Origin of the sequence: Nocardia sp. CC201C (assembly GCF_030010695.1) — a bacterium.
In the GTDB taxonomy this organism is placed as follows: Bacteria; Actinomycetota; Actinomycetes; order Mycobacteriales; family Mycobacteriaceae; genus Nocardia; species Nocardia otitidiscaviarum.
The window spans coordinates 1-12,802 of record NZ_JASCXP010000206.1 but is presented as its reverse complement, the minus strand read 5'-3'; the positions used below and the strand labels follow the sequence as shown (position 1 = coordinate 12,802).

11 protein-coding genes are annotated in these 12,802 nt (G+C 70.0%); 8 read left to right on the top strand and 3 right to left on the bottom strand.

Features of this window, described 5'->3' with window-relative positions:
• Positions 1-68 precede the first annotated feature (68 nt).
• The 3 genes from cobO to QK444_RS21035 all read left to right on the top strand — a co-directional run bounded on the left by cobO (position 69) and on the right by QK444_RS21035 (position 2,968).
• On the top strand, positions 69-689 hold the full coding sequence (gene cobO, locus QK444_RS21045) for a cob(I)yrinic acid a,c-diamide adenosyltransferase (protein WP_282782863.1): 621 nt from the start codon (positions 69-71) through the stop codon (positions 687-689).
• The gene (locus tag QK444_RS21040) at positions 683-2,443 is read left to right on the top strand and encodes a cobyrinate a,c-diamide synthase (RefSeq protein ID WP_282782862.1); all 1,761 of its coding nucleotides are present in this window, start codon (positions 683-685) and stop codon (positions 2,441-2,443) included. Before cobO ends, QK444_RS21040 begins: the two co-directional genes overlap by 7 nt.
• Positions 2,444-2,599: 156 nt before the next feature.
• The gene (locus QK444_RS21035) at positions 2,600-2,968 is read left to right on the top strand and encodes a cobalamin biosynthesis protein (RefSeq protein WP_282782861.1); all 369 of its coding nucleotides are present in this window, start codon (positions 2,600-2,602) and stop codon (positions 2,966-2,968) included.
• A 259-nt stretch (positions 2,969-3,227) separates the two neighbouring features.
• Here the strand turns inward: QK444_RS21035 and QK444_RS21030 are convergent, their stop codons facing one another.
• Positions 3,228-4,328 (bottom strand): hypothetical protein, encoded by a 1,101-nt coding sequence (locus QK444_RS21030; RefSeq protein WP_282782859.1) that lies wholly within the window; start codon positions 4,326-4,328, stop codon positions 3,228-3,230.
• Positions 4,329-4,350: 22 nt separating this feature from the next.
• Positions 4,351-5,484 (bottom strand): phosphotransferase family protein, encoded by a 1,134-nt coding sequence (locus QK444_RS21025; RefSeq protein ID WP_282782857.1) that lies wholly within the window; start codon positions 5,482-5,484, stop codon positions 4,351-4,353.
• Positions 5,485-5,761: 277 nt separating this feature from the next.
• Between QK444_RS21025 and QK444_RS21020 the strand changes: the two genes are divergently transcribed.
• The 5 genes from QK444_RS21020 (at position 5,762) to QK444_RS21000 (ending at position 11,654) form a co-directional block, all read left to right on the top strand.
• The gene (locus tag QK444_RS21020) at positions 5,762-7,111 is read left to right on the top strand and encodes a DoxX family protein (RefSeq protein ID WP_282782856.1); all 1,350 of its coding nucleotides are present in this window, start codon (positions 5,762-5,764) and stop codon (positions 7,109-7,111) included.
• A 110-nt stretch (positions 7,112-7,221) separates the two neighbouring features.
• Positions 7,222-7,632 carry a PPOX class F420-dependent oxidoreductase gene (locus tag QK444_RS21015; protein ID WP_282782854.1) on the top strand — a complete coding sequence of 137 codons (411 nt, stop codon included), beginning with the start codon at positions 7,222-7,224 and terminating at the stop codon, positions 7,630-7,632.
• Between the two features lie 230 nt (positions 7,633-7,862).
• Complete coding sequence (gene cobA / locus QK444_RS21010) at positions 7,863-9,092, top strand: uroporphyrinogen-III C-methyltransferase (RefSeq protein ID WP_282782867.1); 1,230 nt, start codon at positions 7,863-7,865, stop codon at positions 9,090-9,092.
• Between the two features lie 394 nt (positions 9,093-9,486).
• Positions 9,487-10,947, top strand: a complete 1,461-nt coding sequence (locus QK444_RS21005) for an MFS transporter (protein WP_282782865.1) — start codon at positions 9,487-9,489, stop codon at positions 10,945-10,947.
• Positions 10,948-11,015: 68 nt separating this feature from the next.
• Positions 11,016-11,654: a metal-dependent phosphohydrolase gene (locus QK444_RS21000; RefSeq protein WP_282782852.1), complete on the top strand. Its 639-nt coding sequence runs from the start codon at positions 11,016-11,018 to the stop codon at positions 11,652-11,654.
• Positions 11,655-11,677: 23 nt separating this feature from the next.
• On the opposite strand, the gene QK444_RS20995 is transcribed toward QK444_RS21000, so the two are convergent.
• Positions 11,678-11,932 carry a hypothetical protein gene (locus QK444_RS20995; protein ID WP_282782851.1) on the bottom strand — a complete coding sequence of 85 codons (255 nt, stop codon included), beginning with the start codon at positions 11,930-11,932 and terminating at the stop codon, positions 11,678-11,680.
• Positions 11,933-12,802 lie beyond the last annotated feature (870 nt).

Genomic DNA, 12,802 nt, shown 5'->3' with positions numbered 1-12,802 from the left:
CGGGGGCGTCGTGTGGCACCGTTGGGGGCGGCGACCGGGGGTCGCCGTCGCGAAAGGAGCCACATTCCATGCCCAAAGGTGTCCCGCTGCCGGAGAGCATTCCCGACGACGGACTGACGACGCGGCAGCGGCGCAATCAGCCGGTGCTCGCGGTGCACACCGGGCCCGGCAAGGGGAAGTCGACCGCGGCGTTCGGGATGGCGTTGCGGGCGTGGAATCAGGGCTTCGACATCGCGGTGTTCCAGTTCGTGAAGAGCGCCAAATGGAAGGTGGGGGAGGAGGCGGCCTTCCGCGCCCTCGGCGGTCTGCACGAGCAGACCGGTGCGGGCGGGGCCGTGGAATGGCACAAGATGGGCGAGGGCTGGTCCTGGACCCGCAAGCACGGCAGCGAGCAGGATCATGCCGCCGCCGCCCTGGCGGGCTGGCAGGAGATCGCGCGCCGCCTCGCCGCCGAGCAGCACCGCTTCTACGTCCTCGACGAATTCACCTACCCGCTGAAATGGGGCTGGGTCGATGTGGACGAGGTGGTCGACACCCTCCGCTCCCGTCCCGGCAACCAGCACGTGGTCATCACCGGCCGCGACGCCCCGCAGGCCCTCGTCGAGGCCGCCGACCTGGTCACCGAGATGACCAAGGTGAAACACCCGATGGACGCTGGCCGCAAGGGCCAGCGGGGGATCGAATGGTGAGTACACCGGCGGTGGTGATCGCCGCGCCCGCCTCCGGCAGTGGAAAGACCACGGTCGCAACGGGTTTGATCGGTGCGCTGCGGCGAGCCGGGCACCGGGTGGCCCCCTTCAAGGTCGGCCCCGACTACATCGACCCCGGCTATCACGGACTGGCCGCCGGTCGCCCCGGACGCAACCTCGATCCCGTCCTGGTGGGCGCGGAACGGATCGCGCCGCTGTACCGCCACGGCAGCCGCGACTGCGATATCGCCGTGGTCGAGGGCGTCATGGGTCTGTTCGACGGCCGCATCGACGAACACCACACCGCACCCGTGGCCGAGGGCTCCACCGCCCAGATCGCCGCCATGCTCGGCGCACCGGTCGTGCTCGTGGTCGACGCTCGTGGCCACAGCCAGAGCCTCGCCGCCCTGTTGCACGGTTTCGCCACCTTCGACAGCGGCATCCGCCTCGGCGGCGTCATCCTCAACCGTGTCGGCAGCGAACGCCACGAACACGTGTTGCGCGCCGCCTGCGCCCGAGTCGGCCTCCCGGTCCTCGGCGCACTACCCCGTATGGCCGAATTGGCCGTCCCCTCCCGTCATCTCGGCCTCATCCCCGCCGTCGAACACGGTGTCGCGGCCGAATCCGCGGTGGCCGCCATGACCGACCTCATCGCCGCACACATCGACCTGCCCGCCGTGGTGTCCCTGGCAGCCTCCCGGGTCACCGGCCCCGCCTGGGACCCCGCCGCGGAACTGCGGACCGCGATGGCGGCGCACGGCGTCCGTTCGGCAGCTGCCGCTGCCGCCGACCATACCCACGAGCCTGGCGTTCCCACCTCGACCGGTCCCGCCGAGTCGATGGTGGGCGTCGGTGCCGCTGTCGGCGCGGGGCGCGAGCCCGTCGGCGAATCCGTCATGCGGGATGTCGGCGTCGGTGCTCGGCGGCGTGACGGTGCGACCGGTCCCGCCGTCGCTGCCCCCGGCGCGGCTGCGGTGCCTCATGCCGATCGTGGTGCCGCCGTCATGACGGATATGGGGGACGGCGCCCGACGTGGCGACGCGGTCGGAGGAATCGAAGCGCCCGCCTCGTCGGCCGGGGTAGCCGGTGGCGGAGTGGGCGGTGCCGGATTCGGTGGCGCGCGAGCCGGTGTGGTCGTCGCGGTCGCCGGGGGTGCCGCGTTCACCTTCGGGTACGCCGAGCATCGGGAGCTGCTGGAGGCGGCCGGGGCGCGGGTGGTGGTGTTCGATCCGCTGCGCGACGAATTGCAGCCCGACACAGCGGCTCTCGTGTTGCCGGGCGGGTTTCCCGAGGAACACGCGGCGGAGCTGTCGGCGAATATCCCGCTGCGCGAAGCCGTGGCCGAGAACGCGCGGCAGGGTATGCCGATCCATGCCGAATGCGCCGGTCTGCTCTACCTGACCCGCTCGCTCGACGGCCATCCCATGGCCGGAGTCATCGACGCCGTAGCCGAATTCGGACCTCGCCTCACCCTCGGCTATCGGGATGCGGTGGCGCTGTCGGATTCCCCCCTGTGGTCGGCGGGCGAGCGGGTGCGCGGCCACGAGTTCCACCGCACCCGGCTTACCGCCACGGGTGCGGACCTCCCTGCCTGGGGCTGGCGCTCACCCACCGGCGAAACGGTCAGGGAAGGCGCTCTCCCGCACCGCGTCCACGCCTCCTACCTGCACACCCACCCCGCCGGAAATCCGGCCGCCATCGCCCGCTTCGTCACCGCCGCAGCGGATTTCGCCCGGAGCCGGACACGTGCCTGACGCGCCCGGCGGCGCGAGCGGCATCGACCGGCACCGCACTCCTGATCGGCTTCAGCCGACCGATCACCGGGTGGGTGGCCATCGCCGCAGCGGCCTGGTGCGTGTGGACATACCACCGGCCGCTGGTGCCGTAGCGCCCGGGGGACGTGGGTTCTCGTGACGGGTGCTCTCGTGGTCGGCGTGGGTATGCGGACCGGGGCCGATGCCGCTGACATTCTCGATGCGGTGCGCGCGGTGGCCGCCGAGGTCGAGGTCGCCTGTCTGGCTACCGTGGACCGCAGGGCCGAGGAGCCCGGATTGGTCGCGGCGGCAGCCGAACTCGGCGTTCCGGTCGTTGCGTTCACACCGGACGAATTGGCGGCGGTGGCGGTGCCCAACCCCTCGGTGCGCACCGCCGCCGCGCTCGGCGCGCCGAGTGTGGCGGAGGCCGCCGCACTGCTCGCGGCGACGGGTGGGCGGCTGGTGGTTCGGAAACGCGTGGTCGGCGGAATCACGGTGGCGACGGCCATGTTCGGCGGACGCTAGCGGGTCCGCCGCGTCGATCGCATCGCGAGGCGGCCGTTTGGTTAGGGACGTCGCGCGTGGTTAGGGACGTCGCGCGTGGTTAGGGACGTCGCGCGTGATTTGGGACGCCCCGCGTGTTTGGGACGTCGCGCGTGATTTGGGACGCCCCGCGTGTTTGGGACGTCGCGCGTGGTTAGGGAGGCCCCGCGCCGGGTGTCGGCGCGGGGTCCCGTCGAACCGTGGCATGAAGTACTTCGTCACCACCGGCCCGTCGGATTGCTCAGGGCGCCACCGACGTCCAGTCCGCGAATCCGGTCGGGTCGTGGCGGCCCAGGCTGCCGTGCTCGAACAGCCCCCAACCCTCGGCATCCCCGCAGCGGGCCTTGCCCACATGGTCGATGACGCCGAACGGGATGCGGCCCGCGATGGCGGGGTCGGTGAGGTCGTAGCGACGGCTGTCGACCCAGCGGCGGCCCTTCCACTGGCCGTGCAGCCAGTCGGGGTCGCCACCGTAGCCGCAGCCCACGTTCAGGGCGATGAAGGTCCCAGCTTCGACCTCCACTTCCAGTGGTTTGCCGTCGGGGGTGGTCAGTTCGAGGCGCAGCGACACCGGAATCCGGGTGCCGGACTTGTAGGTGAGGTGCACCCGCGGCCAGCCGAGCTGTTCGATGCGCCCGTCGTGCCAGATGCGGGTGGCGTCGTTGAGCGTGCGGAATCCGTTGGGTTCCTCCTGCACGATGACGATGATGGAGAAGTCGTCGAAGCGCAGCGGCACGTACAGCCACCAGAAGCCCTGTGACGGTTCGTCGGCCGCGCGTCCCGGCGGATCGGATTCGCCGACGGGCCGGATGCCCCAGGACCGGTCCCGGGTCCCGGTCCACACCGCCGGATCGACCGTGAAGTCGGTGCCGTCCACGGTGAGCGTGCCCGACCACGATCCCACCTGCGCGAACCGCTGCGCGTCGATGATGGGCCGGTTCAGCCCGGTGATGATGGTGTGCGGCTCCTCCCGCACCACGGGAAACGCGCCCTCCCAGGTCATGTCGAAGGACAGCTCCTCGTGTTCGCACACCGCGCGGATCTTGTGCAGCGGCTCGATCACCTCCAGCCGGTACCCGCCGACGGCGAGATCCAGGCTGCGCTCGGTCAATGCGTCCGAGAAGCGCACCGCCCGTTGCTCGTTCCCGCGTCGCACGGTCGCGAAGGCGTCCACCACACCGAGATTCGGGTACACACCGAACCCGGTGACGAGGAAGGTGCCGCCGTCCCGGTCGGAGGCGTTGAAATAGCTGCGATCGTAGAAGTTCCGATCGCTGGTACCCACCCGCGCCATGGGCAGCGGCGTCTGATGGATGGGGTATTCGTCCAATGGACCGATCATGTCGTTTCCTCGGTTCGCGGGGTCAATCCCAGGCGTAGGTGCCGTCGAGCAGGGCCTGCAACAGTGGCCGGTGCATGACGTAGTCGTCGCGGTCGGCGGTGTCGGTGTCCTCGCCGAAATGGATCATGCGGCGTTTGATGCGCGCCATGACGATGCCGTGTCGCAGCGCCGCGTACATGAGGTACCAGTCCAGATCGCGCACGGTGTGCCCGGTGAACTCCTGGTACAGCCGCTCGACGTCGCTGCGCCGCATGAAGTCCGGCAGGCCCGGCTGGTCGAATCGGGTGGCGATGTCCTGGAAGAACCGGTGGATGAGCAGGGTCCACGCCACATCGAGTTCGCGCGGGCCGATGGCCGCCATCTCCCAGTCCAGCACCGCGACCGGATCGAAGTCGCCGAACATGATATTCCCGGGCCGGGCGTCGCCCCAGCTGAGCACATCCGGTCCGGGATCGGCGGGCCAGTGTTCCTCCAGCCAGTCGAAGGCCCGCTCCAGAATCGGGATGCGGTAGCCGTCGCGTGCGAGCGCCCAGTCGTACCAAGCCTTCTGGGCGTCTACGTGCCGTCGCAACGACGATCCGGTCCCGGCCAGCGTCGGAAATCGCTCGGCGGGGTTCTCGATGGCGTGGATCTTCGCGATCACCTCGATGGTGTTGCGGGTCACGGCGTATCGCTGCTCGGGCGTGGCGTCGAACAGCCAGCCGAGGAAGACGTAGGGCGGATTGTCCTCGGGCACCCGCCCGTGCACCCGCCGCATGACGAAGAACGGCGCGCCCAACACGCTCGGATCCGGCTCCAGCCATGCCAGCGGTGGCACCGGGACGGCGGTGGCCTCGGCCACCCCGGCCATCACCGCGAATTGGGTTGCCAGATCGTAGGTTTCGAAAACGGGGAAGGAACTGTCCTCCGGTGGCAGCCGCGCCACGAACGCACCACCGGCCGCCGCGCCGCGCTCGGTCCAGGCGGCGTCGAAGAGCAGGGTGGTGCTCGACATGCCGCCCGCCGTCGGACGGGTGATGGACGTGACCTCGGGCGGGCGGTCCGCCTCGACCTTGGTGGCGAGCCACTGCGCCAGCGCGGCGGCGACCGCGTCGAGGTCGCGTTCGGTGGTGGTCAGTTGCCGCCGCTGGTTGGGATCGGCGTCGGCCGATGTCATGGATCCTCCTGACACAGTGGGACGGTGAGTGGAATGTAACGCGTTCTAGTTGCCGTGCGCCATGAAATCGGCGGATGGGATTCGGTAGTTCCGGTCACCGGGATGATCCCTTGTCTTCCCCGGCTGTACTGGGGAAATACGCCGCGGTGTGGATGGCACGTAAGCCGGGAGGAGTACGTCGGCTCCGGCGGAACCGGGGTGGAAATCAGGGTCAGCCTGGAGGTCGCGCGCGCCCGGAATTCGTAGCGTCGAACTCTCGAGAAAGAGAGGGGACACCATGAGCGTGGGGACGGTCGCCGTCGACACCGACCTCGATCAGCCTCCGGCGGCCGCGACGCGGTGGAATCCGTTCACCCGCATCGCCTTCCGCTTCAGCTTCGTCTACTTCGGGCTGTTCTGCGTGCTCTTCCCGCAGATAATGCTGTCGTTTCTGGGGCCGCTCGCGCTGCGGCTGCCCGACGATCTGGTCATCCGATACGCGCAACTGCCCGCACCGGTCATCGAATGGGTGGGTCGCGCGGTCTTCGACGCCGAGGCGGTCGTGCGCACCGATTCGGGCAGCGGCGACCAGGTCTACTTCTTCGTCCTGGTGTTCTGCATCCTGGTCCTGGCGGTCGCGGCCACGGTCGTCTGGACCCTGCTGGATCGCCGGCGCACCGAATACCGTCGCCTGGCGGGCTGGTTCCTGCTCTTCCTCCGCCTGTGCCTGGCCACCCAGATGCTCCTCTACGGCTTCGCCAAGGCCATTCCCACCCAAATGGCGGAACCTTCGCTGGTGACCCTGCTGCAGCCGTACGGCGACTTCACCCTCATGTCGGTGCTGTGGAGCCAGGTCGGCGCGTCCCCGGCCTACGAGATCCTGCTCGGGGCGGCCGAGATACTGGGCGGTCTGCTGCTGCTCCTGCCGCGCACCGCGCTGGCGGGCGCGCTGCTGAGCCTGGTGAGCATGGCGCAGGTGTGGGTGCTGAACATGACCTACGACGTGCCGGTGAAACTGCTGTCGTTCCACCTGCTGCTGCTGAGCCTGGTGCTGCTGGCCCCGGAGGCACGCCGCGTGACCGCGGTGCTGCTCGGCGGCGCGGCCGGACCGTCCACGGCTCCGCGGCCCTTCCACGGCCGCGCCGCCCGAGTCGCCGCCGTGGCCCAGATCGCGCTGGCCGCGTGGCTGTGCGTCGGCTTCGCGCAGATCAATCTGGAGGGCTATCGCGAATGGGGCGGCGGTCGGCCGACCTCCGAGCTGTACGGCATCTGGAACGTGGACGAGTTCACCCGCGACGGCATTCCCCAGCCCCCGGTGCTCACCGATGAAAACCGTTGGCGGCGGGTCGTGTTCGAGGATCTCGAGGTGATCCACTACCAGCGGATGGACGATACGCTGGTGCCCGTGCTCGGCACGGTCGACGCCGCGGCGGGCACGATCGTCATGAAGCCGGATCCGGAGGGGCCCACCTGGGCGGACTTCACCTACGAGCGACCCGCTCCCGACCGGCTGGTGTTGACCGGCACGATCGACGGCCAGCCGGTCACCATGACATTGATGCGGCAGGACGAGAACGAATTCCCCTTGCGCGGCTCGGGATTCCATCTGGTGCAGGACTATCCCAACCTCGGCGGCGGCGTGCGGTGAGCCTGGCCGCACGGCGGAATGAGCAGCCCCGGCGGCCCCCGGTCGGCTCCCCGGCGAAACCTGGGGAGCGCCGGGAATGCTCGGCGTAGGGGTTGGCGTTCGCAGCGAATGTGAACGCAGCCACGCTGTCCCAGAGCCTGAAGAACCACATCGACGAGGCGAAGGTGTACGCCACCGTCGCCACGATCGGAGCCGACGGCCAGCCGCACCTGACCGTGGTGTGGCTCGACCGCGACGGCGACGAGCTCATCTACTCCACGACGGTCTCGCGCCAGCAGTACCGGAACATCGTCCGCGACCCGCGTGTCACGGTGATGATCAACCCACCGGATCGGCCGTACGTCTACGCCGAGGTCCGCGGTGTGGCCAAGGCCGTTCCGGACCCGGAACGCGCCCTGCCGGACCAGATGTCGCTGAAGTTCACCGGGAAGCCCTACCGCGAGTTCAATCCGGCCTCGGTCGACGATGCCGACCGCGTGGTCGTACGGATCACCCCCACCAAGGTGCTGGGCCGCTTCTGAACAATCCGGTGCGACAGCCCGTGCGCCCGCGCCGGATCGGCACGGGCCTGGGTTTCGGGGGCGCACCCGGTGAGGTATCTATCGTTTGCCACACGGAAGCCGGTCGCATGTCGGGTCCGCTCGGCCACGCCGTAGGCTTGAACCTTGTGCAGAACACGTCAGCCGCATCTCATGACCGCGCCGGCGGCGACCCGAACTTCGCTCCCCGCGCGGGCGGGGATGAGCCGTACCTGGTCGGACTGGATCTGAACGGTCGTCGCGTCGTCGTCGTGGGTGGCGGGACCGTCGCCCAGCGGCGGCTCGGACTGCTCATCGCCTCCGGCGCGGACGTGCACGTGATCACCCGGGCCACCACCCCGGCAGTGGAGGGCATGGCCACCTCCGGGCAGCTCACCCTCACCCTGCGCGACTATGTCGACGGCGACCTGGACGGGGCCTGGTACGCCCTGGCATGTACTGATGAGCCCGACACCAACGCGGCCGTGGTCGCCGAGGCCGAGCGCCGACGCGTCTTCTGCGTGCGTGCCGACGCCGCTCGCTTCGGCACCGCCGTGACCCCGGCCACCGCCCGCTACGACGGTCTGACCCTTGGCGTGCTGGCCGGCGGCGAGCATCGCCGCTCGGCCGCCGTGCGCACCGCACTGCTCGAGGCGCTGCAATCCGGGGTGGTCACCGACGAGTCCGAACCGACCGCCCCGGGTGTCGCGCTCATCGGCGGCGGCCCCGGCGATCCCGATCTCATCACGGTGCGTGGCCGCCGCCTGCTGGCGCGCGCCGATCTGGTGGTGGCCGACCGGCTCGCCCCGCCGGAACTGCTCGCCGAACTCGGACCGCACGTCGAGGTGGTCGACGCCGCCAAGATCCCCTACGGCCGCGCCATGGCGCAGGAGGCCATCAACGACGCGCTCATCGCCGGGGCGAAGGCGGGCAAGTTCGTGGTGCGGCTCAAGGGCGGCGACCCGTACGTGTTCGGGCGCGGCTTCGAGGAGTTGGAGGCGTGCGCGGCGGCGGGTGTCCCGGTGACGGTGGTGCCGGGTGTCACCAGTGCCATCTCGGTGCCCGCCCTGGCTGGGATACCGGTCACGCACCGCGGCGTCACCCACGAATTCGTGGTGGTCAGCGGCCATGTCGCCCCCGACCATCCGGATTCGCTGGTGGACTGGCCCGCTCTGGCCCGGCTGCGCGGCACCATCGTGCTGCTCATGGCGGTGGAGCGGATCGAACAGTTCGCCGCCGCCCTGCTCGCGGGCGGCCGCGCCGCCGACACCCCGGTCACCGTCGTCCAGGAGGGCAGCCTGCGCACCCAGCGCACCCTGCGCGCACAACTGTCCACCGTGGCCGAGCGCGTGCGCGCCGAGGGCATCCGCCCGCCCGCGATCATCGTCATCGGCCCCACCGCCGGATTCACCGCGGGCACGCCGGACGCTGAGGCTGTGCCTATAGACCAGGGCGCGAGCTGAGCTGGCGGGTGGCGTGGGCTGAGTTGGCAGGCGGCGTGAGGTTGACGGTCGGCGTGGGCTGGTCGTGCGAGTTCTTCGGCGTCCTGTCGGGTTCGATCGGAGACACGCATCCCGCGGGCGAGAACCGACTGGCCGGTCATTCGCGCGTACGGACCGGTTGTGCTTGGTCGGTGTGCGAGCCTCCGGGGGTGGGCGATGGTTGAGGTCCCCGACGCGACGCCCAGTCGGACCGATCGTCGGTGTGCGTCGGTCGCGCCGGTTGCGCGCCTCAGGTCGGGGGCGTGTGGAGGCTACCGGGCGGGCGCTGCGTGGCTCCGCCCGCGCGGTGAGATCGGTTGGCCGTGTCCGGCATCCATTACAGTGGCTTGCTGTGCTCGATAAACCCGCTGCGACGATGCAGTATCCGGTGACCACGCGGGCGTTCGGGCTCGCAATCCTCGTCCTGAGCGGGCTGCAGCTGATGGTGGTGCTCGACGGCACCGTCATGATTCTCGCGCTGCCGCGACTCCAGGAGGAGATGGGCCTGTCCAGTTCGGGCAGCGCCTGGACCGTCACCGCCTACGGCCTGCCGTTCGCGGGACTCATGCTGCTGGGCGGGCGGCTCGGCGACTCGTTCGGCCGCAAACGCATGCTCATCCTCGGCGTCGCGCTGTTCACGGTGGCGTCCGCGCTGTGCGGTACCGCCACCAACGAAGCCTGGCTCATCGCCGCCCGCGCCTTGCAGGGCACCGGTGCCGCCATTGCCGCGCCCACCGCATTCGCGCTTGTGGCAAGCACTTTCGCGCCGGGACCCGCGCGCAATCAGGCCATCGCCATCTTCGGCTCCATGGTGGGTATCGGCTCGGTCGGCGGTCTGGTGATCGGCGGCGCGCTCACGCAGGTCGACTGGCGCTGGATCTTCTGGATCAATGTCCCCATCGGCATCCTCATCGTGCTCGGCGCGATCTATCAGCTGCGCGATACCGAGCACCACCGCAGCAGCATGGATGTGCGCGGCGCGATCCTGGGCACGGTCGCGGTGGCGGCCATCGTGTTCGCCGCCACCGAGGGGCCGGTGTACGGATGGGGCAGCGCGATCATCCTCGGCTCGCTCATCGGCGGCTTCCTGCTGCTGCTCGTCTTCATCTTCGCCGAGCGCACGGTCGCCAATCCACTGCTGCCGTGGTCGCTGTTCGACAGCCGCGACCGGGTGATCTCCTTCGCCGCCATCTTCCTGGCCTCGGGTGTGCTGGGCGCGACCACCTTCTTCGTGGCGCAGTTCCTGCAGAATGTGCTCGGCTACAGCCCGCTGATGGCCGGTCTGGCGAGTATCCCGTTCACGCTGGGCGCGGGCGTCGGCACGGCCGTCGCGTCCAAACTGGCCATGCTGGTCCCGCCGCGCTGGCTGCTGTTCGCCGCCGCCCTGCTGCTGGCCGCCGGGCTCTTCTTCGGCTCGACACTGGATCAGACCGCCGAATACTTCCCGACCCTGCTGATCCTGCTGTCCGTGGTCGGCTTCGCGGTGGGCACGACCATCGTGATCCTGCCGCTGTGCGTGCTGGTGGGCGTGGATATGGCGAATATCGGCCCGCTGTCGGCGGTCGGCCAGATGTTCATGAATATGGGCACCCCGGTCGCGGTCGGCCTGCTCAGCCCGGTCGCGGCCTCCCGCACGCTCTCGCTGGGCGGGCACACCGGCAAGGCCGCCGATATGAGCACCGCCGAAATCGCCGCACTCGGCAGCGGTTACACCCTCGTCCTGCTGGTCTGCGCCATCGGCACCGCCATCATGGGCCTGCTCGCCCTGACCCTGCGCTACACCCCCGCCCAGCTGGCGCAGGCCCAGCACAATCAGGAGGAAGCCGAACGCTCCTGAGCGCGGGTGGCGAAAACCACCGTGCGCCAGGGGTGTTGCGCGGGCCGACGATTCGGCACACTGCGTACATGAGTACCGACGCCACGCTGATGGAACGGTGGACGGCGCTGGCCGGTCCGCGGGCGCGGGCGGTGGGGGAGGATCTCGTCCGGCGGTACCGTGAGCCGCACCGGCGGTACCACACGGTCGAGCATCTGGCGGCCATGCTTGCCGTCATCGACGATCTGGCCGCGGCCGCCGACGATCCGGACGCCGTCCGCTACGCGGCGTTCTTCCACGACGCCGTCTACGCGGTCGACCGCGCCGACAACGAGGAGCGCAGCGCGCGTTCGGCGGAAGCGGCGCTGCCCGATCTCGGCGTGGATGCGGGCACGGTGGCCGAGGTGGCGCGGCTGGTACGCCTGACCGCCGGGCACGCCCCGCAACCCGACGACCGCAATGGCGCGGTACTCTGCGACGCCGACCTGGCCGTGCTCGCCGCGGACGAAACAGGCTATGCCGCCTACGTATCCGCCGTCCGCGCCGAATACGCCCAGATCCCCGACGACGCGTTCCGCGCCGGCCGTCGCGCGGTACTGGAGGGCCTGGCACGGCTACCGCGACTGTTCCACACCGACATCGGCCGCACCCGATACGAGTCCGCCGCACGAGCCAATCTCACCCGCGAACTCGCGGCGCTGTCGACTCAGCGGGTGCCCCACCTGTAGGTCCTTTCGCGCAGCGTCCTCGTTCACACGGCCAACGGAGCCGGTGCCAAGGCGGCCTGCCGGGGTGGATCATACGAACGCCAGACCCGCGCCAGCCGCCGCACCGCCTCCCGCAGTTCGCCCGGACCGGCGACGAAGCCGGTCCGGATCATGTAGAGACTGCCGCCGGTGGGGCCCAGTCCGGAATCCGGCAGCACCGCGACGCCGTACCGCAGGGCACGCTGGGCGAAGGAGATCCTGTCACCGTGGGTGGAGCCGCACCCGCAGCCTCCGCCCACCGGCAGTCTCGGGCACCCGCCATTCGGGCAGATGGTGGCCAAGGCGTGGCGCAGGAGACCGTGGCCTTCCTTGCGCTCGTGGGGCGGGGCGAGGCGCGGGCTGCCCGAGCTGGCGCTTTCCTGGAATGTATGGGCTTTGAGGTAGCAAGAGATATGAAATGTGGTGGCGTTGGGTGCCTTTCCTGACTTTCGCTGACGCCGGGTTGGGTGCCGTTGGCTGCTATTCCGGCCTGCGGACTGGCTGTGGTGGCGTTGACGCTTGAGGTCTGGCGGGGGTTTCAGAGCTTTGGGGATCACGGGGGTGCGGTTGGGTGCTGGCTGGAAGGTCGGGTGCGTGCTGGGCCTGGTGAATCAGGCCGTTCGTGATGTTGCTTGCGTGCGGCCCACTGGGGGTGGTCGGAACGCGTGGATGTGGCTGGACGGCGTGAGTGTGGCCGCAATGTGCGTCGGCGCGGCCCGACGGCGGAGGCGTGGCCGAATGATGCTGGGCGTGGCCAGATGATGCTGAGCGTCGCCAGATGACGCTGAGCGTGGCCGGACTGCGTGAGCGTGGCCGCAACGCGTGGGCGCGGCCCGACGCCATAGGCGGAGCCCGATGACGTGAGTCTCCCGGATGACGTGGGCGTGGCCGGATGGCGTGGGCGTTGGTGTGGCCGGATGGCGTGGGGTGTGGCCCGCGCGGGCAGGTGGCCGTGCGGGTGGTCCTGTATACCAGGTGCCCTGGTGGACGGTTGGTGTCCCGTCCGCAAAGGGTGTGGTGGTGGGCTTATTGCCGTAACGGTGGTGGTGGTAGTCCGGCGTCTTGTTTGACGCGCAGTCGGTGGATGGCGGGGCCGAGGAGTTCGTCGCCGTGGTGGCGGTGGTTGACCC

What these genes read in the sequence shown, in the direction of transcription:
- cobO (WP_282782863.1), top strand. Translation starts at nt 69, where the DNA reads ATGCCCAAAGGTGTCCCGCTGCCGGAGAGCATTCCCGACGACGGACTG.
- QK444_RS21040 (WP_282782862.1), top strand. Translation starts at nt 683, where the DNA reads ATGGTGAGTACACCGGCGGTGGTGATCGCCGCGCCCGCCTCCGGCAGT.
- QK444_RS21030 (WP_282782859.1), bottom strand. Translation starts at nt 4,328, where the DNA reads ATGATCGGTCCATTGGACGAATACCCCATCCATCAGACGCCGCTGCCC.
- QK444_RS21025 (WP_282782857.1), bottom strand. Translation starts at nt 5,484, where the DNA reads ATGACATCGGCCGACGCCGATCCCAACCAGCGGCGGCAACTGACCACC.
- QK444_RS21020 (WP_282782856.1), top strand. Translation starts at nt 5,762, where the DNA reads ATGAGCGTGGGGACGGTCGCCGTCGACACCGACCTCGATCAGCCTCCG.
- QK444_RS21005 (WP_282782865.1), top strand. Translation starts at nt 9,487, where the DNA reads ATGCAGTATCCGGTGACCACGCGGGCGTTCGGGCTCGCAATCCTCGTC.
- QK444_RS21000 (WP_282782852.1), top strand. Translation starts at nt 11,016, where the DNA reads ATGAGTACCGACGCCACGCTGATGGAACGGTGGACGGCGCTGGCCGGT.